A 24,574-nucleotide genomic window follows, 5' to 3' on the forward strand; every position below is an offset into this window, starting at 1 on the left:
TCTGGTGTAGGCGTAGATGAGGAATTGTTACACCCACTCGAACCTTGACCATTGGTGTGCGGTCTGGGTTTGGGCGAAGAAGATGTATTGGGTGGATCGTCTATGCCGGGGCCCGGATGTGGAGGAATCGGAAGTTCGCGGAGAGGGTGGTGCAGCCCCCGGGGGTGGGGTCGTATTTACTGTCGAGCATGGGCGTCCAGAGGTGGGACTGTGGCGCGGCTTGATGGGCGGCGGGAGAATGCAAGGCTCAAGCAAGACGCCACGACGGCAATCCTCAGCAAGCTTGAGGGAGCGTTCATCACGGGTGCCAAGTTAGCTGGCTGGAGAGGTGTGGAATGAAGTTACGCCATATATCGACGCGTGAATCGGTTTCTAAGCGATCTCGGAGTGGAGCTCGAATTTTCCGTATGGCGAGTGAAATGATTTAGATGGTTCCAGTTTACAAACTTCACAGAGTACTTGAAGTTACAACTCAACAGACGGATTCCGAATATGGGCACTATCCAAACCTCGTCCGGCCGACTTCACGTTGCTCAGTCGGGCAGCCTTCTTCATGCGCGGGGAGTCCCGTACGCAACAGCTGACCGTTTTCGGGCCCCAGTTCCTATCCTGACACCCGCTGTCAACAGGGAAGCGTTATCCCGCGGCCCTGTCTGCCCCCAAGAACGTTCGCGACTCGATTCCGTTACAGGGCCAGTCGTAGACATGCTAGAACAGCGCGAGGATTGCCTGGTGCTGTCAATAACGGCGCCCAGCGATGCAGAGAACCTGCCGGTCATGGTTTGGTTCCATGGTGGTGCCTATCTGTCCGGCGGTGGGGAGGCCCCAAAGTATGGCGCCGATGATTTAGCACGGAACGGTGTCGTGGTCGTGAGCGTCACGTATCGCCTCGGCGTCTTTGGATATTTGCCCCCGGGAGGGGAGGGTGTAGAAAACCTGGGTCTCCTTGATCAGATCGAAGCTCTTCGTTGGGTGGCAAAAAATATTGCGGCATTCGGCGGCGATCCTGCACAGGTGACCCTTTTCGGTCAGTCTGCCGGTGGTGATTCGATTATCGCGCTGATGCTGGCTGCCTCAGCACGGGGCCTGTTTCACCGAGCGATTGTCCAGAGCGCTCCCCTCGGTTTGAGGGTCAAAAGGGCGTCAATGGTTGCTGAGATGCGTCGTGTTCTGTCCAGACATCTCCCAGAGCCGGCCAGTTCGAGCACGATGGATGTGCTGGCGGCGCAGGGGCACGTTGTATCGGCTGCTAAGCGTTTCGGCCGTATAGGAGGACTGCCATTTGCGCCGACTATCGAGGAAGGACCCCTTCCAGCAGACTTTTATGATGCCCTTGGCTCCGCTACCGATATTGATCTTCTCATTGGCTCAAACCGCGCCGACGCTGCGCCCTTCGTCGCTATGAGTCCAATTTCAGCTCGTTTGGCACGCCTCGGCTGGTTAGGGTTGGCCTTGAAAGGGTTTCTAACCCTTGTGTTAACCAGGATGGTATTCGCTAATGCCGTAGACCGCATCGCTGCGATTTGGACCAAAGCAGGTGGGAGAGTGGCAACATATCGGTTCGACTGGTCGCCTAAAAATGGCGAACTAGGTGCTTGCCACTGCATAGAGCTTCCGTTCCTCTTCACCGGGGACTGGAGTGACGCACCTATGCTCGCTGACAACCCAATCCCGGAGGACCTCGCTCAAACCATGCGAGATGCTTGGACCGGCTTTGCCCGATCGGGCATATCTGCCCTGCCGGGCCGGTCAATTCGGTTCGGGGCCAACCAGCCGTAGTCCTCGGCGCCTTTGTCATTGGACGCCCTTCCTTCGGGTAGATGCATTCAACCCAAGACCGGGCCGAGCTTTGAACAAGTCTGCCGGAAGCCCACACACCGTTAATCAAAAAATTCGCTATGAAGCTTCTATGGCATGTCGAGTCGGGTTTTGTAGGCGGTGTTTTTGTTGGTGTTCCAGCCGGCGATGATGCCGGCTCCGAGCATTTGGTCGGTGAGGCGTGCGAAGCGGTAGCCGGGGTCGGTGTCGAGGGCGAGTTGCATGTATTGGTGTGCTTTGGATCCTCGGCCTTCCCACCAGTTGATGTAGCCGATGGTGGTGAGAATGGGTGCTGCGTGTTGTGGGCTGGTTCTGGTGTAGGCGTGGATGAGGAGTTGTTGGGCCCATTCGATACGGGACCATTGAGGTGCAGTCTCTGTTTGGGCGAAGAGGATGTGTTGGGGTGGTTCGTTGATGCCGGGGATGTCGGCCATGAGCCGGTCGCGGATGTGCGGGAACTGGAAGTTCGCGACGAGCTGGGTGCAGTCCTCGTCGGTGGGGAAGTCATTGCTGTCGAGCATGCCCGTCCAGAGACGGCTGGCTTGTAGCGCCGCTTGATCGGGTGCCTGGGCGCGGATTGCGTGCATGCAGTTTTCGACGGCGATGGTGTGTTCTGCTTCGCCGGTCGGTTTGGGGAGGACTATGCGGTTGGTGGGTTCTATGGTGCTGCCGCGGTAGATGAACTCGGCGTTGACACGGCTGTATTCCGTGGTGCTGAGGGGCAGGCTGATGTCTTGTCCGGGTTCGCTGTCGTAGGGGGAGTAGGTGTCGTCGCCGACGAAGATCCCGTCGCGGATGGTGATGCCGTTCTCGGCGAGGACTGCCGTGAGCGCGGCGATGGTGGCCGCGTGAGGTTTGGGTTGGCCTGGTTCACAGTGGGCTGAGGTGTAGAGGGCGAAGACGATGCTCGTCGCACTGGTGTCGCTCGTGAGGTAACTGCTGACCGTCCGGGCGTAGGGGAGTTCTGTCCCAGGGTATCGGGGGAGGTCAATGCGGAGCGTGGCACCGACTTTGCCTTTGTCCAGGGTGATGCAGACGAGGCTCTCGTCGGGCCAGAAGCCGAGGGTATGCCCGATGAAGCTCAGCAGGTCTGCGGGGTCTTTGATGGTGAGCGCATTCATTGTCCTTTTCCTTTGTGCGTGCGTTGTGTCTTTGGCCTTTGCGCCGTTCTGATAGGGGTCTTGTGCGCTGATACGGAGCTGGAACGCAACTAGGGTGCCCGGGGCAGGTCCACGGAAGGGGCCAAGTGGCGCGGGAGCACTGAGCCAATTTCCAGGGTTCGGAATCGGCGCGGTGACGCCATGGTTGCGCGGAGGCCCATCCAGCGATGATCGGGATATCAGAATGACAAACAGCGTTGTTGCTTCTGGCTATTCATGGGCAGGCCGCTGTGCAGCGTCATGACGTGAGCGGCCCTAGTATTCGGCATGAGGCATCGCTTGGCGGGATCGCTGCGCCGGATGAGCCGGGGCTGCTTCCAGTCCCGACATAGGCGCCGTTATCGGCATCTTTGTTTCGACATTCCCGAGGATCACTTAATCGGGTGGCACATGTGAGGGATGGAACGACGGCAGGCTCCACAACATAGTGCAGCCAGGGCAGGGGTCGACTCTGGCCCGACTCCTAGCGACAAACGAAGGATCGGGTACCCGTTTGCCAGCCACGGTTCACTGCCACCCAGAAAGCCACACGTGTTTTGCGACACGCAGCGGAGCAACAATGACGTGCAAAATGATGTGCAGGCGCCCCAGCCGCAAAAGCGGACGGTCGTGGGAGCAGCCGTGGATGTCCATTGCCATCGATAAGATCGAACATATGACTCACGCCAGAGACCTCGCCCTTCCCCACGGCTATACCGACCTTCTCGGTGACCTCAAGTCCCGGGGCCAGGCGGCCCGCCCACGGGCCGTGGCCATCGTGATCACAGGCTCGAACGCGGCAGGCGTCATCGCACGACTTGAATGGGCCGATCGAGATGCCCACTTGAATGGGAAGGGCTAGACGTGTCGAAGCAGTTGGGAGGCGTCGATTGGCAGTCGCGGGAGCCTCATTTTGCAGATGTTCTCCTTGGGGACTTTTATGACTTGGCTTGTGTTTGCCGCGAGCTCGCGGAGGCGCCACCTTATCCAGAGCGGGTTAGTGGAGCCACGTGGGATCTCGTTGCCGACGTTTGTTCACTTGCGCTTGATGGGTCAAAGACCGTACGGCCGTTCTCGCCCGTTGTCACCAATGGGACGCGACGTTCGTTTGATGTTCAGGACTTATCTCAAGAGGACTTAGAGTTGCTGTCGGCGGCGGTACAACACCTGACTCGCCCAGATATCGCGGCTCGGATTCACGACGTTTTGTGGTTACGGCGACACGGTCCAGGAATTCAGCACGCTCTCTCGGCCTTAGACCTTTACTCCAATATTCCTATTGACAGTAACGGGTATCGACTGGGTCTCGTGCAGTCATGGGAACGAGCTGTGACGCTCGCGCGAAGTCTGGGTAAAACGACGTTCGAAACAGCCCAGGACCTGGAAGCCCAGCTGTCACACATGCTGAGTTCACTCACGGCGGAGGGAGACATCCTGGCCCTCATGCTCTCGAGAATGATGATGAGGCAACGGATTGCCCTGACAGAAGCCAGCGATTTCGCAGATCTCATGGCAGTGCGAGGTCAGTCAGAGCCAGCAAAGGGACCTGTAGGAGGTCTTCAATTTCTCGAATGTGCCCGGGACTGGTACCAAACGGCGGGGCTGTCAGACCGGGCAGACGACATGAGCATCGCTTTGGCCGAAGCAGCAGTTGCAGAAGGCATCGAAAGAGCGAGCGGGGCCAGCTCCAGTCACATGGTCGCAGCCCATCACCTTGAGAAGGCCATTCAGCAGTACAGGCGTACCTCTCACGGCTACCGAAAAGAGCGGGCGTTGGAGTCACGTCTGGCAGACATTAGAACACTCCATCGTGACTACTCCCAGCGAGCGACAGAGGAATTTGAGCTCATAGAAGGTAGATCGTTTGACCTCACCGAAATCGCCGAAGCCGCCGAGGCTAGCGTCAAGGGAAAAGAAGCACTGCCGGCGCTCTTGAACTTCATAGCGGTCGCACCAATTCCTTCGGCGGAACAGCTGACAGAGATGCATAGAGAACGCCTAGCGCAAGGTTCGATAGCAGATCTTTTTGGCCGGTCGATCATCACAAACGGGGGGCGAGTAGCCTATAAGGTGCCTGCACTCGCAGAAGATTCGAAAGAACACGTGATTGCCTCCCACGTCGTGACTAGCCACCAAATGTATATCGGCGGACTAGTTCAGGGAGCGATTGCCCCGGCGCTGAGGGCACTAAGCCAAGAGCACAGCATCACCAAAGAAGTGCTGTACGAGCTTTGCACGCAGTCTCCGGCTGTGCCGCCAGGCAGGGAAACGATATTCGCAATGGGACTTGCCGCGGGTTTTGAGTGGGACTTCATCACAAGTAGCTACCTAGTCATACCGCAGATCGAAAACTTCTTCCGTTTTCACCTTAAGTCTCAAGGGATTATTACCACGTCCCTTGACCAAGACGGCACGGAAACCGAGAAAACGCTCTCCCCATTGCTCGACTTGGCCAAAGACTGTCAGCTGATTGACGCAGATATTGAACTTGCCTTTCGAGCCACCCTGGTCGACCCAAGGGGATCCAACCTACGTAATGACCTTCTTCATGGTCTGTCTGAGCCCCATACGGCAAACGGGGCCGCGGGGATCTACATATGGTGGCTGGTTTTGTACATAGTCCTAGTACCATTTTGGACCCGGTCTAGCGGTGAGATGGACGATTCCGCCTCCCGCCTCCGGCCTTAATCCAAGATGCAGTGCGGTTTCAGCCTAACCAAGACGTTTCCTCGCCACGACAGAAAAGAGTTGACGTGCCGTTGCCCGACGCCACAGAAGAAGTGCCCTCAAGAGACGTCTGGAGTCGGCACGGTGCAACTGCCGGGCGAGGGTTCCATTACCAAGATGCGGTGGGCGCGTGGCTCGTAGCCAAATGTTTGATCCAACATCACGAGTCAAGACGCATCGTTCCTGAAGGTTTCGAAGACATACACGTCGAGGGGCCGGACCCCGTATTCGTCCAAGTCAAAAGCCGACAGGAACAGGTTGGCGATTTCACTGTGGGCAAGGTCGCCGCCTTCATCAGGGAAATGTGGGACAAACGGATTCGCCGCCTCCAAGAAGGAATATCAGACGGCCGGCTCTTACTCGTGTTGGAACGGGGTGTTGCCGGGCATCAATTCGGGAGTTGGCGTGAACCCTTAGCTGACCTTGATCCACATCATGCTTTACGTGTTTCGCTCTCGAGAATCTTCGAAGACGACGAGCTTCAGGAGGTGCTGAAAGTTTCGAGCATACTTGTGCTCCCATGGGAGGAAGCCAGCGACGGGGTAGCCGAAGCTGTTGTTGCCTCCTTCGACTCCATGCCGGCTGGAGCCCGGCTGGTCGAGCGTGAGCTTCGGTTAGCCGTCGCCAATGCAGCCGATAGGAACACGGCTGCAGATGGGCCGCAGACCGCAGCTGGTATCGACCCCTTGATGACGCATGCCCTCATCAGCCAAGTCTTGGAACTCGTTGACCGGGAGGCCCTCCAGGCGGCGTTGAGTGACGGTACCTGCGAGATAGTTGACTTCAGGATTACCGCTAATGACGACGGTTACTTTGAGGGACTCGCCGCCCAACCGGGCCACATCGCAGCAGGCGTTCCTGCACCAAGGCCAATTCTTACCGGGCGGGTGATCCAGGCCCTGGCAGACCGGCAATCAGTGTTGCTGGCCGGCCCATCTGGTGTAGGAAAATCCACAGTGCTCTGGGCTGCCATCTACACGCGCCGCGACATGATCTGGTACCGCGTAAACCGCCTAGATTCAACGTCGGTGACAAAGCTCGTGCGGCTTGCCCGAGCATCGCGTTCCAACGACCGTTCTCAAGTCGGATTCGTAGTGGATGGAGTTGGGCTTGGTGAAGCGCAAGCATGGGATCAACTCAGTCGGGCGCTGGCACCGCAAAACGGAGTATTGCTCATTGGTTCAGTTCGGCGCGAAGATATGTTCTCCCTGACCTCTTTGGCCGACTCCGCAATCATCGAAGTTTCCCTCGATGAAGAAGTAGCCCAGGCGATCTACAGCAAGTTGCGCCTGGACGGAGCTACACAAGCGAGGCATTGGAGGGAGCATTTCATGGCCGCTAATGGACTCACTATGGAATACACGTATCTATTGACGCATGGTGCACGTCTTGTCGACGTACTAACTGCGCAAGTGCGCCGCCGAGTCCAAGAAGGCCGCGAGGTTGAGCTACGACTGCTGGCCATCGTCACCACAGCCCATCAATGGGGAGTTCAAGTTCCAGTGAGCGCCCTGACCGGGGCGGAGTTCGACGAGAGCGCGCTCCGTCCTGCACTGGCGCGGTTGCAGGACGAGCACTTATTGCTGAGCACAACCACGATGGTTTCAGGGCTGCATGCGCTTCGATCGCGGACCCTGTCAACGGCTGTTCACTCGTTTCCCCCACCAACCATCGAATCGACCATCGTCCGTCTGATGCAAGTTGTACCCCCCAACTCAATCCCTGCCCTCGTAACTGGTGCCATCAGGGATTATCCCCATCTGCAGGACGAAATCGTTAGATCCCTAGTGAGAAGAACGGCCCACAGGGATGCGGAACAAACCGTGGTTGCTGTGGCACGGGCCTTGCGGTTCGTGGAGCTCGAAAAGCGCAGTCGCGAATGGGTCGCCATCATGGACAGGCTGGAAGTCCCGATACCGAGCCGACCTGTCACCCTCCAACTCGCATTGTTGGAGGATCCCCAGAAAGACAACACGCTGACTCATTTCCCTGAGGCTATTCAAAGCGCCGTTTCTGAGCTATCGCTCAACGCAAGACAACCGTTTCGGCTGCTCGACAGCTATGTACAAACGCTGGGTGTCCACGAGGTCTGTCTGGCCATAACTCACTGCTCTGATCCCGCCATAGCGGCCAACCTCCTATCATCACTGACGGGGCTAGGCGAGGCCACGGTGGAGGCCATCTCATCTGGAATTAGAACTCACTCCTCGTTGTCGTCACTGGAGACGCTCCTGCACAGAAGCGGCGCAGAGACAGCAGGAAAAATAATCCTCGCGGCAACGCGCCTAGGTCCACCCGTAGCAGACGCCCTCCTCGAATTGGCAGGTGGCACAGACGTCCTACTAACAAAGATCACAGATGAGTGTGCCTGGCTGACCGAAATACGCATCCAAGAAAACCACGCGACATCGGTCGTGTGGGCAAGAACATTGCACATATCCGACGATCTTCAAGGAAATGCGGAAACCTACGTTCGAGAGTTGGCCCGCATAGCGCTTTCTTGTCTCCCGATGTGCGAGACTGCCGACATACAGGCACTGCTGCCCGGCGGAAATCCCATAGTCATGGGCGATTTCACCTTCGGAGTCTCAAAGCTAAACCGTAGGAATCTGCATGATCCAGGCGAAATTGATCTGAATCGCCGCACGGCCGCCATCGCCTGCGCGGCCTTCCAGACAGGCACAAGCACTGACCGCATCGCCCAGGCCCTCGAACACCTACCGGCGGTCGACGAGTACCTCGAACGCCTTTCCCGAATCTGGATCCTGGGAAGATCTGCTTCGCGGGAGACGTCCAGGACTGATGCCCTCCGCGAAGAATTGCGGCAATACGCGTCAACGATGATCAAAGTTTCCGGGACCGACGATTTTCTTAGGGATGACATCGAAGCAACAGGAAACGACTACCTCCATACTCTCGTTTCTGGAATCGTCGACAACCTCAGCCCACGATTAGCCAGACCCGACGGGAACTTGGCCCCGCTCGCCTCGTACGTGGACGACACTCTCCGCAAGGCTGTCCGCGAAGTCCAGCGCGAAGCATGGGATCTGCTTGACGCCGCAGTCCCGGCAGAGCTAACTTCCATCGACAAAAGACTCACGGACCTACACGCTATCCTCTCCGAGATTGCCTTTGGCAACACACCAAGCAGACAGTTAGCCACAGCTGCCCGGTCAGGCTCCAGCTCAACCGCGGTGCAGAGAGCTGCAGACCTGGCCGCCAGGAACGCGCACCGCCGCCACGAACGCGAATGGAACCAACGAGCCCAACCGCTCAGAAGTCTCGGCCATGAAGTGACGCTCTACAGCAGACCGGTGCGAAACGGAGGAAGCCATCTATGGCCCCCCGTCGAGATTGCAGTCGGCGTAAACATTCCACGAGTCCTTGACTGGCCCGAGACCTGCGCCCACATGGTTGCGGCTCTGACTCCGCCGGGCAACGTGCAGAGTTTCCAGCCGCCACTCGTGATCTTTCCGACGATCGACAGCCGCCGGGTTGATGAGCTCGCCATCAAGGTCATTAGCTCGGTTCACCCATACCCAGGTCTACGAGGGGACTGGACGGAAGGGCTACCAGAGTCGGCTCATACCCACCTGGCTGAAGTGGTCACACGAGCCCACCAATCACTCCAAGTGCTATCCGGGCTTGCCGAGCTTGCTGGTCATCGCGATATCTCACGACTACAGGACCCGTATGACGACGCCCTAAAGCAGTACTCTGAATCGATCAAAGAACTTCATTCAGGGCCGGATGACGAACTAACCGAAACCTTGGTCGAAATACTCAACAGCCACGCACAGGGAGTAGAGATCGAACTATCCCGCGCAGCTGAAAACCAAAGGATTGAAAACTCCCTGGCTCAATCAATAACATCCTTGTTAGGGCCTGAACCGTCACCGGAGGCGCTGGAATTGGCTGCAATCAGGTACTTTGCCCTCCAGGGGGACCTGAACCGCGCAGTTGCTCTGCAGGATCTCTCACAGCTCAAGGCGATGTAAGAAAATGGGTCAGGGAAAATGAATCATGGGACTCTTAGTTCAACTGGCAGATGTGAGGTATAGGCATGGCTAAATGGGGGGGATTGATCTGGAGTTGGGTGCGAAAGTGCTTAGCGGCGAGAAGTACGGAGACTGGTACAGAGATCCCTGGGGATGGCCTGAGTTCTCGGAGGCGTTTGTTAGATCTCTGGATGTTGAGAGCGACTTCGGGATCGTCAGAGGGAACGCCGGTGAGCCTTTCAGATTCTCTGATCCCCCTCACTTTCATCCGTTGGACGTTCCAAAGTCAAGACTGGGTACCCGTCCGGCGGTCGTTCAAGATCCTCGAAGCCGCCTTATCTATAGTGCAGCGTCGCGGGGATTGGTCGAAAGGCTTCATGCAGATTTACCTGACTGGGTGTATGGATGGAGGGCGCGAGGAGGTGTAATTCCACCGTCGTCAGAGGAGTGGGCCGCATACGGGGTGAGCATAGACGCGGTTCCAGAAGATATGTTCTCTCTACAGACCGACATCACGTCGTTCTTTGCGTCGATTGACGTGGAGAGCCTAATTGGGACTTTGAGTAGTTCTTTTGGAAGAAATGCCTCAGTGGGCCTTATCGCTGAGGTACTCCGCTCACACAATGGAATGATGTCGCGAAGCGGACTACCGCAGAGAAGTGCGGCTTCCGCCTACCTAGCACAGGTGTGCATCCTATTGACGATGAGATATCGTCTGCATTAGCTAATGGTCTAGTTAGCTCAGCAAGACGCTGGATGGATGACCTCAGCATAGAAGGTCCAGAGGATGAACTATATGCGCTCAGCCAACGAATTCAGGCTAAGGCGCGGCATGTTGGACTAGAAATAAACACGGCAAAGACTCATTTGTCTACTCACACGGAAGGTCTGGATCGATTCCGGTTGGAAGCGATTCGCAGCATTCGCGTCCCGGAGGTTATCGCCTTGAGAGGATCCGAGTACACCGACGATGAGCCTGAGTTCGCGTTCGAAACGGACCCCGCGGACCTTCTCGCACTGGAACGCGAAATACTGGATTCACCGTTGAGTGTCCCCAGACCAGTGGGAAGGGCAGTGTTGCGGTCGCTGAGAGACAACTTTCTGTTCGAACAAGTGCCTGAGTGGATTACCCACGCCCATCACTTTCCTCACTTGGCCGATGCTCTGGGTCGGTACTTTGCGGGTGCTCGCGCTTATCCGGGCATCTCAACCGGTTTGGAGACCTGGTTTTCCAACTTCGAAGGATCGAAATGGGGTCATTCCGATTGGGTTACATCCCAGTATGCGCTTGCTTTCGCCGCGGATGATTTACCATCTTCGGTGGTAACGATACTTAGGAAATGGTTAGCGGAGAGCTTCAACGTTCAAAAAATAGCAGTATCTATTCAACGTCTTTCGGTTGTGGATGCAAATTATGTTAGAAGCACCGTTAGTGCGCGTGTCGATCACGTAGCAGATCCTCAATTACTCCGATTGTTTGCCCTGGGCATGGTGAGTGCTAATGCTGAGCGCTCTACCGTTGAGAGCATTCTAAATCGGGATAGACGAAACCACTTAACCAACAAATATCTAGCCGAACAACGATGGAAGCTTCCAGCTACACCCATCGATTTCGATCATGTTCAAAAGGAAGCCAATGACAGCGAAGACGTGGGCTGAGAAGTAAATCCGTGCGCAAGATGACTCCCAAATGACACTGAAAACAGTATCTGTATGCCGCCAATCCGGGCCAAGAGTGCATACTGGGCGGTGGCCCTGGTTACCCCTTACCAGCACGGCGTGCGCTGATGCGGAGTCGAAAGGCTGGTCAGGGTATTCCTGAGCACTCCATTCTTGCGACCCGAAAGATTAGAGAGCATCATGCGCTATCGTGACCATCGGCGCCGCCGATGCCGGTAGGTTCGTATTGCCTGTCACGGCTTGACTGCGGACGGGCGGGTTCAGGGGGGCATGGAGACAAACATGAAAAACAACGTAGCGATGGCACAGACTGAAACCCAGCCTTGTTCGACGGACAGTTGCGGCAACTCGGCTGCCTTTAAAACTCGCAGTAGGCCGGCATGGTGCACTCAATGCATCGACGAGATACTGCGCGAAGGCGGCCTGAGGGCCGACGAGCCGTTCACCGGCCCCAAGGACCGGCGGCTGACGACCTGTCTGGACTGTGGTGTTCAGGCGCACTACAACTTCGAATACACCCTTGCCAAGAACGCCCAGCCGGAGAAAACCTGCAGAGCCTGCTACTGGACCGAATGGGCGAAACGCGACCGATTGATGTCGGGCGAGACGACGCCGCGGCGTATCTACTCCCGTGAGGAAATCATTGAGCACCTCGACAGGCACGGCTACGACCTGGTCGCCACAACCGTTGACCTCAATGACGGCAACGACCCCATCATTACGTGCTGCCGGGCCTGTAAGAAGCTCTCGGCCGAGCGAATGGGCGACATCAGTTGGGGATGCACTTGCACCCGCAACGTTCGCGCTAAGAATCCGATATCGAAGGCAGAGATGGCCGCTCCGGCCCGGAACATTCGTTCCGCGAACCCTGCAGCCGCAAAAACAACCAAGATGCTCCTGGCAGACTCCGACGATGCTGCCCTCGACTGGTGGGATCATGAACGCAACGAGGAGAAGTCGTTCCGCACCGTGACGCTCCGGGCCACACGGAGCTGCCACTGGATCTGTCCGGAATGTAGGCTCTCCTTCAGCGCCAAGGTCCTGGACATGACGGCAGGGCGAGCGTCTTGTCCGGATTGCAGCGAGCTCCGGAAAGCCGAATGGGAGATCGAGTACGAACGCTGGAAAAGCACCCCCGTTGCCGATGTACCCGAGTTGGCCGCGGCATGGGCGGACGAGGCCGACCCGCGGACCGTCATGGTCGCAGGACACTGGATGCTGCGGCGCTTCCGCTGCCCAGCGGGACACTACCCTCGTTTAAGCCCGTTGACCTTCCTGCAATCTGGGTGCCCGAGCTGCCGCGGAACCGAAACACGCAAGGCGCAGAAGAACTGGCTGGCCAACTTATTGCCCGAAATCGCATCCCAGTGGCACCCGACGCGCAACGGAAATCTCACCCCGCACAATGTAGTGTGGGACTCCCAGCGCACCGTATGGTGGCGGGCCGAGTGTTGCGGACACGAGTGGGAAGAGACCCCGCGTTCGAGGGACAAGTACGACCGGCTGCACTGCCCCCGGTGCAAGACTATTCTTGGGTCGCTGGCTTGGCAGGACCCGGGCTTGGCCGCCGAGTGGAGCCCGTTGAATCCTCTAACCGCATGGGATGTCCGGCCCCATGGGTCAACGCTTTTCGTGCCGCAATGGATCTGCTCCGCAAACACGGCGCATGTCTGGCGGAGTTCCCTTAGTGGACGGTCCAATGGGTCCGAATGCCCGGAATGCAAGGTGGCTGGAAAGTCGCAGGTCGAGCTTGCCCACCACGCTGCGGCGAAGGAAGTCTTCACGGGCGTCCGGTCAGGCGCCGTCTTGCGCGCAAGCGCTTTCATGACCCGCCGCTCCTGGACCGCTGACATCACCGCGGACGTCGACGGGCGCACCTTGGTTATCGAATACGACGGCGCCTACTGGCATTCTGCCCCGGCAAAAGTCCTCATTGACGAACGCAAGAGCGCCGACCTTTTGGCTGCCGGGTACCTCGTTGTCCGGCTCCGCGAGGATGATCTTCCGCTGTTGTCCGTCGGGAACCCACATTTCTTCGAGATCCGTGTGTACTCGTCAGTGCCACGGCCCGCGGCGGTCATGGAAGAGATCCGGATATGGTTGAGCACGAGATTCAAGGAGTAGCGCGCAGAGGGGCTTTCAGTGGTTTGCAAGAGTCATGTTGTCGCCGGGCCGAGAGGCTATGAACGTGTGAAAGGAGGAAATCTGATGACTATGTCTGGGTCATCGCTGGTCGGCTCTAAAAGCAACCTACGGGTATTAGCCGCGTGCCGCGCCGTGCGTTCCGATTCCTCGAGCCTAGAAGTCGTTCTGTTGGCTAACCGTCGGAGCAAAAAGAAGTGTGGACAATGTCCACACTTTCCGCCTCGGACTGGCCCGTACAGCCGCCGGACTGGCCCGGATTCCGCATTTTTCCGTCACATCCCAGCATTCACAAGGCCGGGAATCGCGTTCGAGTCCCACCTCGGGCACGGCATACCCCCTCGTCAGAGGGGGTTTTTGCTTTAACGTGTGTACATTCTGGGTGGTCAGGTCCCTCTGACACTGGCCGCGGGGTGTGCCTGGCGCCGCGGGTCGCCTGTGAAGTTGTGGGGGAGCGGGCTCAGGGTCCTGGCTGGTTGGCCCTCTGCGTGCTGTTAGCTGCGGTTATAAATTCCTCTCTTGGTTCGCTCGGTAGGTCGTGGTTGTCATACACCTCTTCATGGGTAGGAGGACTGCGCGCAACATGACATTGGGAACTTGCAATAAATATCCTGACTTCGGTTCGTTTGGAGTGAGGAGACGTGGCTGGTGGTTGCTTTGTCAGGCCAAAGGGGGTGTGGACATTGTCCACACTTAAATCTTCTTTATCGTGACTGCCTGCGGCCATTGGCTCTTCCCTCCTTGGGCCTTCATCTACTCATGCATGTGAGTGGCAGTGGCGACATGACGCGGATCCGGAAGCGCTCTACATGTGCAGGTTCATTCCGAAGTGAAAGTTCGGCGGCCACGGTCGGCCGAGTGCTATCAAATGGGTCCTGGCCGTGTCATCGAAGCGCATTGCGAAATCAAGCCGGACGCGGGCCCGACGCAGGTGACAGCTCCCAGTGGTGCCTCCGGAACATTCTTCGATGACTTCAAGGGGCGAGGAATCAAGTTCCGTTCCCTAGGGGATGGAATTGCCACGGACCCGGCCAGCGAGGTCGGGGGAGCGATGGACCAACGGAAACACCCGCCTGCGTTTCCCCGGGCGGGTGTTTCTGCTTCCGGCGGTATGTAGTTCGGCTAGAGGAGGCTTGTTCCGATGTCTTTGCCGATTTGTTGGAGCAGGGCGGCGGAGAGATAGGGGTCTTTGGAGGAGTCTTGATCGGTGTATTCGGTCAGGGTGTAAACCCGGGTGAGAGCCATCTCGGACCATCGGTCCTGGGGGAGCAGTGACCGGCCGGCGACGGCGATGATGGGGCGGGTTCCTGAGCGTCGTGCAACGGCGGCGGGGAGTTTCCCGGCCAAGGTCTGTTCGTCGATGCTGCCTTCTCCGGTGATCACCACATCGCAGTTGTCCTTGCGGGTGTTGAAGTCCAGCAGGTCTAGGAAGTAGTCCGCTCCGGAGACCTGTTTGGCCCCCAGGAGTAGGCAGGCGTAGCCGATTCCCCCGGCGCTTCCGGCGCCTTCATGTGCTGCCAGTGACTCGGCATCGGCCAATCCGGCTTCTGCCATCTTGGCCACAAAGTGCCCCAGACTCTCATCAAGGAATGCGACGTCCTCCCTCGTGGCACCCTTTTGTGGGCCGAAGACGGCAGGCGCGCCGGTGGGGCCACGGAGGGGGTTGTGGACATCGCTCGCCACGACAAGTTCGGTTTCGTGCAGTTCCGGGAGGGCTGTGCGGTGAACGGATTGAACCTGTCCCAACGCTGCTCCACCGCCATAGAGCTGGCGCTTTTCGGAATCCTGGAAACTGTAGCCCAGGGCGGTGAGCATACCCATTCCGCCATCGGTGCTCGCGCTCCCGCCCAATGCCAGGACGATCTTTGCTGGTTTAAGGCTGAGGGCGAACAGGACGGCTTCACCGAATCCACGGCTGGAGGAGTTCAGAGCTTCCAGTTTGCCGTCGGGTAGCAGTCCGAGTCCGCAGGTGTTGGCGACCTCGACGACCGCGGTGGCGCCGTCGAATGCGATGCTGGTTTGGACGGGTTGACCGGTGGGGCCGGCCACGGTGTAGTTGTGGCGGGTGAATCCGGAGGTGACGGCGGCATCGACGCTCCCGTCACCTCCGTCCGCCAGGGGAAGCAGTTCACAATGAACTGCTCCGGCCGTGCCTGGGACGTTCGCGGCGGAGCGAAGCCCTGTTGCCAGGGCCTGCGCTACTTCGCTGGCTGTGAGGCTGCCCTTGAACTTATCGGGTGCGATGAGGGTCCGCACGGTTTTGGGGCCGGTGGTTGTGTTCATGTCAGTTAGACAGTCTCCGAGCGGGTAGGGCGAGTCCCTGCCGGGGCAAGCCCGGCCACTGTACCTGCCTGCTTGGAAACACTTTCCTTGGATCCGTGGTGACCGTATTCGGTGAGATCTTCGTCGATGTCGGTGACCTCATCAACGTGGATGGGGTCCTCCGACGGCATGGGCTCCACAATTTCGCCGGCGAAGACGCGGCGAACGCGGTCTGCGTCCAGGGTACGGTCCCACCAGGCGATGAAGAGGGTGGCTACGGCGTTACCGGTGAAGTTCACCAGCGCTCGGCATTCGGACATGAACTTATCGATGCCGAATATGAGCATGATGCCGGCTGCCGGGATCGTGCCGATGGTGGTCAGCGTTGCGGTCAGGGCAATAAACCCGCCGCCGGCAACTCCTGCCGCGCCTTTGGAGGTCAGCAGCATGACCGCGAGCAGGCCCAGTTGCTGGCCGATGGTGAGGTCCGTGTTGGTGGCCTGAGCGATGTAGAGGGCAGCGAGGGAGAGATAGATCGCGGCCCCGTCGAGATTGAAGCTGTATCCGGTGGGAACAACCAGACCGACAGTTTCCTTCTTCACGCCGGCGTGCTCCAGCTTGCGAATCAGGCCGGGCAGGGCAGGTTCAGCGGTGGAGGTGCCCAGGATGAGCATGTACTCCTCCTTCAGGTGGCGGATCATCGTAAAGATGTTCAGCTTCAGGAAAGCCATCACGGAACCGAGAACAACGACGACGAAGAGGATCGAAGTGACGTAGAACAGGGCAATCAGTCCGCCCATGCTGGTCAACGACGAGACACCGTATTTGCCCACAGCGAAGGCCATCGCGCCGAAGGCACCGATGGGGGCGGCCTTCATGATGAAGCTCAGGATCTTGAACATGACACTGGTGAGGCGCTGCACGCCGTCCAGTACAGGGGCGCCGACCTTGCCCATGGCGTTCAGGGCGATGCCGAAGACCACGCTGATGAAGATGATCTGGAGGATGTCGCCCTCGACGAAGGGGCCAACAATGCTGTTCGGGATGATGTGCGTGAGGAACTGCCACCATTCCTGGTGCGCGCCTGCGTCGATCAGCTTTGCCGCGGAATCGGAGGTCTTGATGGTGCTGGCATCGGCGTTGACGCCGTCGCCCAGACGGAAGATATTGATGGCCACGAGGCCGAAGATCATTGCGAAAATGGTGCCGACTTGAAAGTAAGTGAGGGCCTTCAGGCCGGTCATGCCGACCTTTTTCAGGTCGGCGACGCTGGCGATTCCGCCAACGATGGTGAGGAACACGATGGGGCCGATGAGCATCTTCATCGAGTTCACGAACGTAGTGCCGATGGGCTCCATGGCGATACCGGCGGCCGGCGCCAGCCAGCCGACCAGGATGCCGATAACAATGGCTGTCAGTACCCAGAAGTAAAGCTGCCGGTACCAGCGGGTTTTCGGCGCCTTCGTGGCTGCCGCTGTTCCGCCGGCGGTGTTGATGTGATCCATGATTCCTACCTCGTTGTGGAATAGCTGGAGAGTCTTTTATGAATGTGGCCGACGGAAATGGACGGCGGCGGTATGCTGCACCGCCGCCCATTCCGGGCTGTGTACTGAGCGCCAGGGCTGGTCGGCCCCGGCGGCCGGAGTTTCTGGTTAGACGGTCGCTGGTGCGAGGGTCAGTGCCTTGACGATTGCCTCGGTGACATCGTCAGTGTTGGCGTTTCCGCCGACGTCGCGGGTCAGGTGACCGGTGCCGGTAGCGGTCTCGATGGCGGCTTCAACCTTGCGTGCTTCCTCGTGCAGACCGAAGTGGTCCAGCATCAGGGCGGCGGAGGCGATCGCGCCGATCGGGTTGCTGATGCCCTGGCCGGCGATGTCCGGGGCCGAACCGTGGACCGGTTCGAACATGGACGGGAAGCGGCGCTCCGGGTTCAGGTTCGCGCTGGCAGCCAGACCCAGGCTGCCGGCAAGCGCCGATCCGAGGTCGGAGAGGATGTCGGCGTTCAGGTTGGACGCCACGACGACGGACAGGTCTTCGGGCTTGAGGATGAACTTGGCGCTCATCGCATCAACAAGTACGCTCTCGGTCTGCACGTCCGGGTAGTCCAAGGCAACGCGGTTGAAGACTTCGTCCCAGAGGACCATGCCGTACTGCTGGGCGTTGGACTTGGTGACCGAGGAAACCTTCTTCACGGTGCGGGTCCGGGCCAGGTCGAAGGCGAAGCGCATGATCCGTTCGCAGCCCTTCTCAGTGAAGAGCGCGGTCTGCAGGGCTACCTCGTTGCCGGGGCCGCGGCCGCTCAGGTTCCGTCCGCCAAGGCCGGCGTATTCGCCTTCGCTGTTCTCGCGGACTACAACCCAGTCCAGCTCGGTGTTGTCGGCCTTGCGCAACGGGGACTGGACGCCGGGGAGGAACTTCACCGGGCGGATGTTGGCCCACTGGTCAAAGTTCTGGGTGATGTTCAGGCGCAGGCCCCAGAGGCTGATGTGATCCGGGACGTTCTCCCAGCCGACGGCGCCGAAGTAGATCGCGTCGAAGTCCTTCAGCGTCTCCAGGCCATCGTCGGCCATCATCTTGCCGGTCTCCGCGTAGTAGCCGCAGCCCCAGGGGAATTCGGTCCAGTCGAAGGCGAACTTGCCGTTGGAGTTCTCAGCCAGGGCGTCCAGGACGCGGCGGCCGGCGGAAACAACTTCCTTGCCGACACCGTCGGCGGGGATGGATGCGATGCGGAAATTCTGGGTGGCGCTCATGTGCCAGCCTCCTCGTTGAGTGTTTAGCAGTGAGCCTGTTAGCGGGGTCACACTGTTCTTCCTCTTCAAGTAGACGGCTTGCTCTTATGCGGCGTCCAAGACCAAGAATCGATACGGCTGATAGGAGATGCCTATCGATGGGGGTGGTGGCTGCTCAGGGTCCAGGGGAGGCATGGAGTTCTGCCACGGCCAGGAAGGCTAGGGCGGCGGGTGTCAGATCTTCCTTCCGGCTCAAGATCGCAACGTCCAGATGGGAGACGGGTTCGATGAGCCGGGTTCTGAGTCCTGACTTGTGGGCCAGGGGCGCCCAGGATGAAGGCATGACCGCGTGCCCGACGCCGGCGAGCACGAGGGGGAGGATGGAGGTCCGGTGGGCGACTTCGACAATGATTTCGGTGTCGACACCGTGGGCCAGCGCGTCATCGACCAGCCAGCGCATCAGGGAACCCCGCTGACTTGCGATCAGCCGGTGACCGCCCAAATCTTCTCGTTGTATCGCGGTTCCGGGGTTAAAGGTGTCCGCATGCGGGTTGACGATGAGAATCAGAGGTTGGCGCTCCAACTCAAGGACCTGGACTCCCGGCACCTTGATCGGCGTGGGAGAGCCGGCGAGCCCGATCTCGGTGCTGCCGGTCCGGACGGACTCTATGACTTCTTCGGGAGTGAAGGCGGCGCTGACGTTGAGCCGTACAGAAGGATGCAGCCGGGTGAAGCCGGCGATCATGGATGTCAGCGGTTCGATGCCCGGGGAGGGCATGGTGATGATATCCAACCGACCACTCCGGACGCCGCGCAGTGCCTGTACGGCCGAGGCCGCAGCATCAAGGTCCCGCATAACCAGCCTGGCGGGTCCGACGAGTTCCTTTCCCGCTTCGCTGAGGACGGCGCGGCGGCCAATGCGATGAAACAGCGGCACGCCTAAGTCCTTTTCCAGACTTGCGATGGTCTGCGAGAGCGAGGGCTGGGCGATCAGCAAATGTTCTGCCGCTCGGTTGAAGCCGTCGTGATCAACCACGGCCAGAAAGTACTTCAGCTTTCGCGTATCCAAGTCAGCTTCCCTAGGTTTCAGTCATTACGGTTGCAGGCAATTCTGCCCTGCTGCGCGTTGGCGAGGCGCCCTTTGATAGGTTGCGCCTATCGAGTGTATTGCTTCTAGGTCTTGGACGCTGCCGCAGAGGAGTGGCTCTAATGGGAACGATAGAGCAACCTGCTTGGAAGCGATGTTTGCGTGAATCAGACGTCTCCACTGGCATCCTACGAAGGTCATCATATGTACATCTCGAATCAACGGGCCTCCCTTGCTGTGCCCAGCTCACTTCGCTTGGAAGTGACGACCTGGCACTAGCTGAACGCCGGCGACACGATCGTGCTGTTGACCTCAGAAAAACTCAATCCACGGTTCGCGGGACGCATCGATGATGTCTCCCCGGATGGTCGCTACTTATGGCTGATCCAGAGCAATGGTGCCGGGCGCCGTCTATTCCACCGCGCCGAGGGGGTTACGACCCTTCTGGACTCAGTAGCGCCTAGGAATACGGATGCCGATATAAGGTAATTCGAAGCCGCGCGGGGCCTCCGCTTTAGCGGTTTTATGGGCAGAATGGGCTCATGTGCGGCAGATACGTGATGTCCAAAGCAACAAGCGACCTTCTGAGCCACTTCGATGCCAAGGAAGTTGAAGGCAACCCGCCGGGGCCGAGCTGGAACGTCGCCCCCACCCAGAACGTGCCCCACCGCTCGAGGATCTGCCGGGGAGACTCGGAGAGCGTTGAAGGATTTGGATGGTCCAATTCTGTGAAGGGGCCTTGTATTTTGCCCACACGACGCTGGGGGAGCAGGCTATGGGAGCAGTGACCGTACTAGCTGTATTGGCCATGCTCGGCCCGTTGCGTCCTTCCAGGTCCAACGGCTTTCCGGTGCTTCATTCGCTGTTGCCCCGTTTGAAGTGCCTGCTGAGCAAGACAACAGTGCCGAAACGGAGTCCTTGGTGGCTCCCTTTTTAACCGTTCTCGTGAATCCCCAAGTCTCCTGGCCATGCATGCCGGTCTGGTGCTCCGATGGAGCCGTCATGCAGCCGGCGGTTTCCACCGTGGAGGGTCCCCGGCCGGGCGGCGATAGCCCGCCCTTAGCGGTTGCTGGGCTTCCTTGAAAATTATTGGCGGACAACCTCCCGTCAGTTGAGCGCGCTGATCGGCCACGGCGTGGGTCTACTCGCCGGGATCGCCTGCCTGTACGCCTTCGGCCTCCAGAACGTTCCCGCAGGCGCCCGTCGGTGGCCTCACACCCCTCCACGTTGTCGCCGGTGCCCTGTCCGTGGCAGTGACCACCCTCATCCTGACCTGGCCGAAGAAACCCCACCCGCCAGCGGGCGCGACGACACTCATCGTCAGCCTCGGCACTCTCAGCCAAGCCCTGGAACTGCTGACCATGGCATGTGCCATCATTTGCGTGACCGCTCTCGGCTGGGGGCTCAACCTCTCGCTCGGGGCCGATCCAGCACCCAAGAACAACCCCTGAGCGGGCCTCAGCCGACGAATGAGGGGCCGGTTTCAATGGTGCGACCCTGCTGCGGTAGACCTCTAAATCGAGCGATGCCCAATAGTTCAGCGTCACCCAGGGGAACGGGGGCGGCCGGTCCGTATTCGCTGTAGGTTGGGGATCAAGGGTGCGGCTGGTGCAATAACTTCCATCTCGGAGGTAGCTGCCGGCTATGTGGCGTCGTGCCCCAAGGATGGGCCAGGGTTGCCGGGGGAAGGTTCTTCGTCGTCTTTGTAAGGGGCGCGCGGCCGGGCCGGAGGTCGTCAATGATTTCGTTCGCCGCGTGGGCCAATAAGTCCCGCTGCAGCGGGGGCAGAGACAGCAGGGATTCGAGATAGGCGTCTACTTCGTATTCACCGACCAGTCCGCCGATGCCGAAGTAGTGCAGCCACAGTTCTTCAGCGTCGATGCCGGCGCTGTCCATGGCCCGGCGAAGCCCGCCAAGTTGTGTTTGTTCATCCCGGCCCAAGCCCTCCGGATGGTTCCTCTCAGGTTCTGTCATGGGTGGTGTTCCTCGTTCCGCTGAGGATTTCGCTGCTGACACTGGCCAAGGACTGCCTGCTGGTCCGGGACAGGTGGAGGAGTTCCTCAAAGGCTTCGTCCGGGCCCAGGCCGAGCTGGCTCATGAGATATCCCTGGGCGCGGTTGATGGTGTCCCTGTGGGTCAGGGTGTCGATCAGGATACGGCTGAATCGGTGAGGCTTTTCGGAGATTTGGATGTTGTCAAGCAAGGTGGCTGCTGTAGCAGCGAGCTTCTCCAGAGGCCGCGCCGTGGCCGCGTTGTAGGCTTTCGCTTCGGTGGAGTACAACTTCAGCGCACCGATACAGGTGGTACCCGCTGTCATGGGAACACTGATGGCAGAGGCTATGGCCAGGCCTTTCGCGGTCGGGGTCCATAACGGCCAACGGTCCTCCACGCCCGTGTCGTAGAGGATCACGGTGCGCTCTGTCGCCCACGCGGTCAGGCAAGGGCCTTCGTCCAGCTCGTACTGGGCCTGGTCGGCTTGAATGACCAGCGGGCCAGTGGCCCCGGCGCTGGTTCTGCGGCCGCGCTCGTCCAGCAGCGAAACTCCCGCCCCTGCGCTTTCGGGAAAGGCGTCCCGGATGCCTTCGGCCAGCAACTGAACAGCCCTGTCGACTTTCTCCTCGGTCAGGAGCAGGCCCTTCACGCGGGCCAGTGTCAGGGTCAATTCGGCCAGGGGAAGGGCATCAGGGTTGATTGGGAGTTGTTCAGGCATGGACGCGGGCCTTCTGGTCGAGGACAGGACGATGTCCTGTTGCCGAGGCCTTCTGCTAAACCCACTACCGGGAAAAGACCGGTACATTCCAAGCCTACGAGACATCGCCCGTGATCCGGAAGGCCCCCTTGCGCCCGGCGCGCCTGCACCGTACGTTCAAAGGTGAACCCGGTAGCGGTGACGTACGCGGGGGAGGAAGGACACGTCGACCATGCGAGAGACAGAACCGGGCTCCGTTGCCGGACAACTGGAAGAACTCATCCTTGACAGCACTGATGTCCGGGACTTCCTCCAAGAACTGACAGAGTTCACCGCAAAGGAGCTTTCCAACACCATCCCTGGCATCCACGCCGCCATCACCTTGCGTAGACGCAAACGAAGCACCACCGCTGCGGCCAGCTCCCCCGAAGCCCATCTCCTCGACGAGATCCAACAATCCCACGGACAAGGTCCCTGCATCGCGGCCATGAACACCGCCCACACCATCGTCGTGGCTGATACCCGGGCCGAGCCCAGATGGCCCGGGTACTGCCAGGCTGTGGCGCATCGAGGCTACCGATGCATCCTTGGGGTGCCACTGACACTTGATGAGGGTGCCACGGCCGCACTGAATCTCTTTGCCCCCGAACCGGACAGTTTCCACGGAAGGACCGTAGAGATTTGTGAGAGCTACTCTTGCCAGGCCGGAAGGGCGCTGCGGCTCGCCGTACGGATCAGCAGCAAACAACTCCTCGCGGATGACCTCAAAGCTGCCATGGAAACCCGCACCGCGATCGACACCGCGGTGGGCATGATCATGGCCCAAAACCGGTGCACCAATGAAGAAGCCTTCAACATGCTCAGGCGGGCATCAGCCAACCGCAACCGGAAGATCCACGACCTCGCCGAAGACCTCATCAACACCGTCTCCCCAGGCCGGGCCACCACCCACTTCGAGGCATAGAACCGCCTGGACCTGCGCCGGACAGGCGCCCCGCAAGTTGAGCGATGTTGACGCGGCGAAGGGTTTCGGTTTCATCGTCCCGGACGACGGGTCCGTCGAGGTGTTTGTCCACTACACGGCCATCCTCAGCGGAAGCTACTGGACCCTACAGCGGAACCAGAGAGTGCGGTTCAACCCCGTCGGCGGCGAGAAAGGACCGCAGGCAGAGAGCGTCCAACCCCTGTAGCGGCCGCCAGGGCGCGGATGGAGTTCGAGCCGGCAAGGAGCCCGGACCGGCGTTCATGGCCTGGGTGCTGCTCGACGAGCCCGTCATGATACGGAGACTGTTCCAGCGTTCTTATCAAGGGGGTCCCCTGCAGCATGCCCCCTAACCAACCCAATAGCGAACCGGACCCGCTGGTCGGGCAGGCGGTTGCGAACGCGACCGGCAACTGAGGACCAGCAAAGCGTCCCAGAGATGCGGTCTGCATAGTCTTGGGCTGCCACCCGGTTGCTGGGTCAGGCGCCTGTCTCGTAGTGAGGTTCGGCGACGGGCTTGGACTCGGCCGAGCGCCGTTCGCGCAGGTAAATGGACGCCCCGACGATAACTGCTACGGCAAGGAACTCGCTTTGCCAGTTTTGGAATGATTCGAACCAGAACTGCGAGGTCCCGATGTATTCGAGAACGGTGACCGGTGGTTGGCCGTGGGTGATTTGTTCCTCGCTGTAGGCGGTGGCGCCGCCGATAGCGTGCAGAAAGATGGACGCGGCGAACAGCAGGAAGAAAAGGCCGGACAGTGAGTGTTCGTAGATTTTCAGGATCCAACCGCCCCGCCGGACGGGCCAGGGAGTGCTCGGACCGTGCGTGGCCTTGCGCGGGTCCTCGTCCTGGGGCGCTGCTTTGCCCACTGGTTTGGACTCGGAGGATCCTTTCTGGAAAAGGTAGGCCGTAAGGACTACGTACATTCCCATCTGAAGAAACTCCGACTCCCAGTTCTCAAAGGTCGCTTCGACGAACGCGCCCGTGGCCAAATATTCACCGATGCCCACCGCGGCTTGGCCATGGGCCTGCTGGTCCTCGCTGTAGGAAGCAGCGCCGGTGATGACCATCCCCACGAAGAAGATGAGAAAAAGGGCGATATTGGCCAGCAACAACCCGTGGTTCCGTATCCAGTCGCGCATCAGAGCACACTCCCTTCCGTTGCGGCAGCCTTTGCCCCGGCAGGGTTCCGGTTGTCGCTGCCATGTCCTTCTGATCGTTCCCATCTAACCAGCACTGACCCCCGATCCAAGCAGTGCCGGGCACTTGCCGCCGCACAAGCGAGGCTACACGTGTTCAGTACGCACGACCCACGAGAAG

At 59.4% G+C, this 24,574-nt stretch carries 18 protein-coding genes; 10 read left to right on the top strand and 8 right to left on the bottom strand.

Going from position 1 to position 24,574, the window contains the following annotated elements; translation table 11 throughout:
* The first annotated feature begins 492 nt into the window (after nt 1–492).
* Complete coding sequence (locus IEY62_RS09745) at nt 493–1,779, top strand: carboxylesterase family protein (RefSeq protein WP_189016706.1); 1,287 nt, start codon at nt 493–495, stop codon at nt 1,777–1,779.
* Nucleotides 1,780–1,907: 128 nt separating this feature from the next.
* Here IEY62_RS09745 and IEY62_RS09750 read toward each other — a convergent pair whose 3' ends face one another.
* Entirely contained in the window at nt 1,908–2,939 is a 1,032-nt protein-coding gene (locus tag IEY62_RS09750) for a DUF4192 domain-containing protein (RefSeq protein WP_189016709.1), read from the bottom strand.
* Between the two features lie 694 nt (nt 2,940–3,633).
* On the opposite strand from IEY62_RS09750, the gene IEY62_RS09755 reads away from it, so the two are divergent.
* The 5 genes from IEY62_RS09755 to IEY62_RS09775 all read left to right on the top strand — a co-directional run bounded on the left by IEY62_RS09755 (nt 3,634) and on the right by IEY62_RS09775 (nt 13,486).
* On the top strand, nt 3,634–3,819 hold the full coding sequence (locus tag IEY62_RS09755) for a hypothetical protein (RefSeq protein ID WP_189016712.1): 186 nt from the start codon (nt 3,634–3,636) through the stop codon (nt 3,817–3,819).
* Complete coding sequence (locus IEY62_RS09760; RefSeq protein ID WP_456152520.1) at nt 3,780–5,645, top strand: DUF4209 domain-containing protein; 1,866 nt, start codon at nt 3,780–3,782, stop codon at nt 5,643–5,645. Before IEY62_RS09755 ends, IEY62_RS09760 begins: the two co-directional genes overlap by 40 nt.
* A 161-nt stretch (nt 5,646–5,806) precedes the next feature.
* Complete coding sequence (locus IEY62_RS09765) at nt 5,807–9,682, top strand: hypothetical protein (protein ID WP_189016717.1); 3,876 nt, start codon at nt 5,807–5,809, stop codon at nt 9,680–9,682.
* 756 nt (nt 9,683–10,438) lie between these two features.
* Nucleotides 10,439–11,341 (top strand): hypothetical protein, encoded by a 903-nt coding sequence (locus tag IEY62_RS09770; RefSeq protein ID WP_189016720.1) that lies wholly within the window; start codon nt 10,439–10,441, stop codon nt 11,339–11,341.
* A 303-nt stretch (nt 11,342–11,644) separates the two neighbouring features.
* Nucleotides 11,645–13,486 (top strand): zinc-ribbon domain-containing protein, encoded by a 1,842-nt coding sequence (locus IEY62_RS09775; RefSeq protein ID WP_229785174.1) that lies wholly within the window; start codon nt 11,645–11,647, stop codon nt 13,484–13,486.
* Between the two features lie 1,140 nt (nt 13,487–14,626).
* Here the strand turns inward: IEY62_RS09775 and IEY62_RS09780 are convergent.
* From IEY62_RS09780 to IEY62_RS09795, 4 genes are all read right to left on the bottom strand, one after another.
* Entirely contained in the window at nt 14,627–15,787 is a 1,161-nt protein-coding gene (locus IEY62_RS09780) for a glycerate kinase (RefSeq protein WP_189016723.1), read from the bottom strand.
* A gap of 5 nt (nt 15,788–15,792) precedes the next feature.
* Complete coding sequence (dctA, locus tag IEY62_RS09785) at nt 15,793–17,271, bottom strand: C4-dicarboxylate transporter DctA (protein ID WP_189016727.1); 1,479 nt, start codon at nt 17,269–17,271, stop codon at nt 15,793–15,795.
* Nucleotides 17,272–17,418: 147 nt separating this feature from the next.
* On the bottom strand, nt 17,419–18,516 hold the full coding sequence (locus tag IEY62_RS09790; protein ID WP_189016730.1) for a tartrate dehydrogenase: 1,098 nt from the start codon (nt 18,514–18,516) through the stop codon (nt 17,419–17,421).
* A gap of 154 nt (nt 18,517–18,670) precedes the next feature.
* Nucleotides 18,671–19,564, bottom strand: a complete 894-nt coding sequence (locus IEY62_RS09795; protein WP_189016733.1) for a LysR family transcriptional regulator — start codon at nt 19,562–19,564, stop codon at nt 18,671–18,673.
* Nucleotides 19,565–20,124: 560 nt separating this feature from the next.
* On the opposite strand from IEY62_RS09795, the gene IEY62_RS21680 reads away from it, so the two are divergent.
* Nucleotides 20,125–20,370: an SOS response-associated peptidase family protein gene (locus tag IEY62_RS21680; protein WP_268241114.1), complete on the top strand. Its 246-nt coding sequence runs from the start codon at nt 20,125–20,127 to the stop codon at nt 20,368–20,370.
* Between the two features lie 465 nt (nt 20,371–20,835).
* Nucleotides 20,836–21,033, top strand: coding sequence for a hypothetical protein (locus IEY62_RS09800; RefSeq protein WP_229785175.1), 198 nt, complete (start codon nt 20,836–20,838; stop codon nt 21,031–21,033).
* A gap of 142 nt (nt 21,034–21,175) precedes the next feature.
* Here IEY62_RS09800 and IEY62_RS09805 read toward each other — a convergent pair whose 3' ends face one another.
* Both IEY62_RS09805 and IEY62_RS09810 read right to left on the bottom strand, forming a co-directional pair.
* A complete protein-coding gene (locus tag IEY62_RS09805; RefSeq protein ID WP_229785177.1) occupies nt 21,176–21,556 on the bottom strand; it encodes a hypothetical protein in 381 nt (126 codons plus the stop codon).
* Nucleotides 21,543–22,292, bottom strand: coding sequence for a GAF and ANTAR domain-containing protein (locus IEY62_RS09810; RefSeq protein WP_189016736.1), 750 nt, complete (start codon nt 22,290–22,292; stop codon nt 21,543–21,545). The genes IEY62_RS09805 and IEY62_RS09810 overlap by 14 nt, the downstream gene beginning before the upstream one ends.
* 211 nt (nt 22,293–22,503) lie before the next feature.
* On the opposite strand from IEY62_RS09810, the gene IEY62_RS09815 reads away from it, so the two are divergent.
* Both IEY62_RS09815 and IEY62_RS09820 read left to right on the top strand, forming a co-directional pair.
* Nucleotides 22,504–23,235, top strand: coding sequence for a GAF and ANTAR domain-containing protein (locus IEY62_RS09815; RefSeq protein ID WP_189016738.1), 732 nt, complete (start codon nt 22,504–22,506; stop codon nt 23,233–23,235).
* 37 nt (nt 23,236–23,272) lie between these two features.
* On the top strand, nt 23,273–23,461 hold the full coding sequence (locus IEY62_RS09820) for a cold-shock protein (protein ID WP_189017320.1): 189 nt from the start codon (nt 23,273–23,275) through the stop codon (nt 23,459–23,461).
* Nucleotides 23,462–23,733: 272 nt separating this feature from the next.
* Here IEY62_RS09820 and IEY62_RS09825 read toward each other — a convergent pair whose 3' ends face one another.
* On the bottom strand, nt 23,734–24,396 hold the full coding sequence (locus tag IEY62_RS09825) for a DUF6766 family protein (RefSeq protein WP_189016741.1): 663 nt from the start codon (nt 24,394–24,396) through the stop codon (nt 23,734–23,736).
* Nucleotides 24,397–24,574 lie beyond the last annotated feature (178 nt).

This window comes from Paenarthrobacter histidinolovorans, assembly GCF_014647595.1.
Lineage (GTDB): Bacteria > Actinomycetota > Actinomycetes > Actinomycetales > Micrococcaceae > Arthrobacter > Arthrobacter histidinolovorans.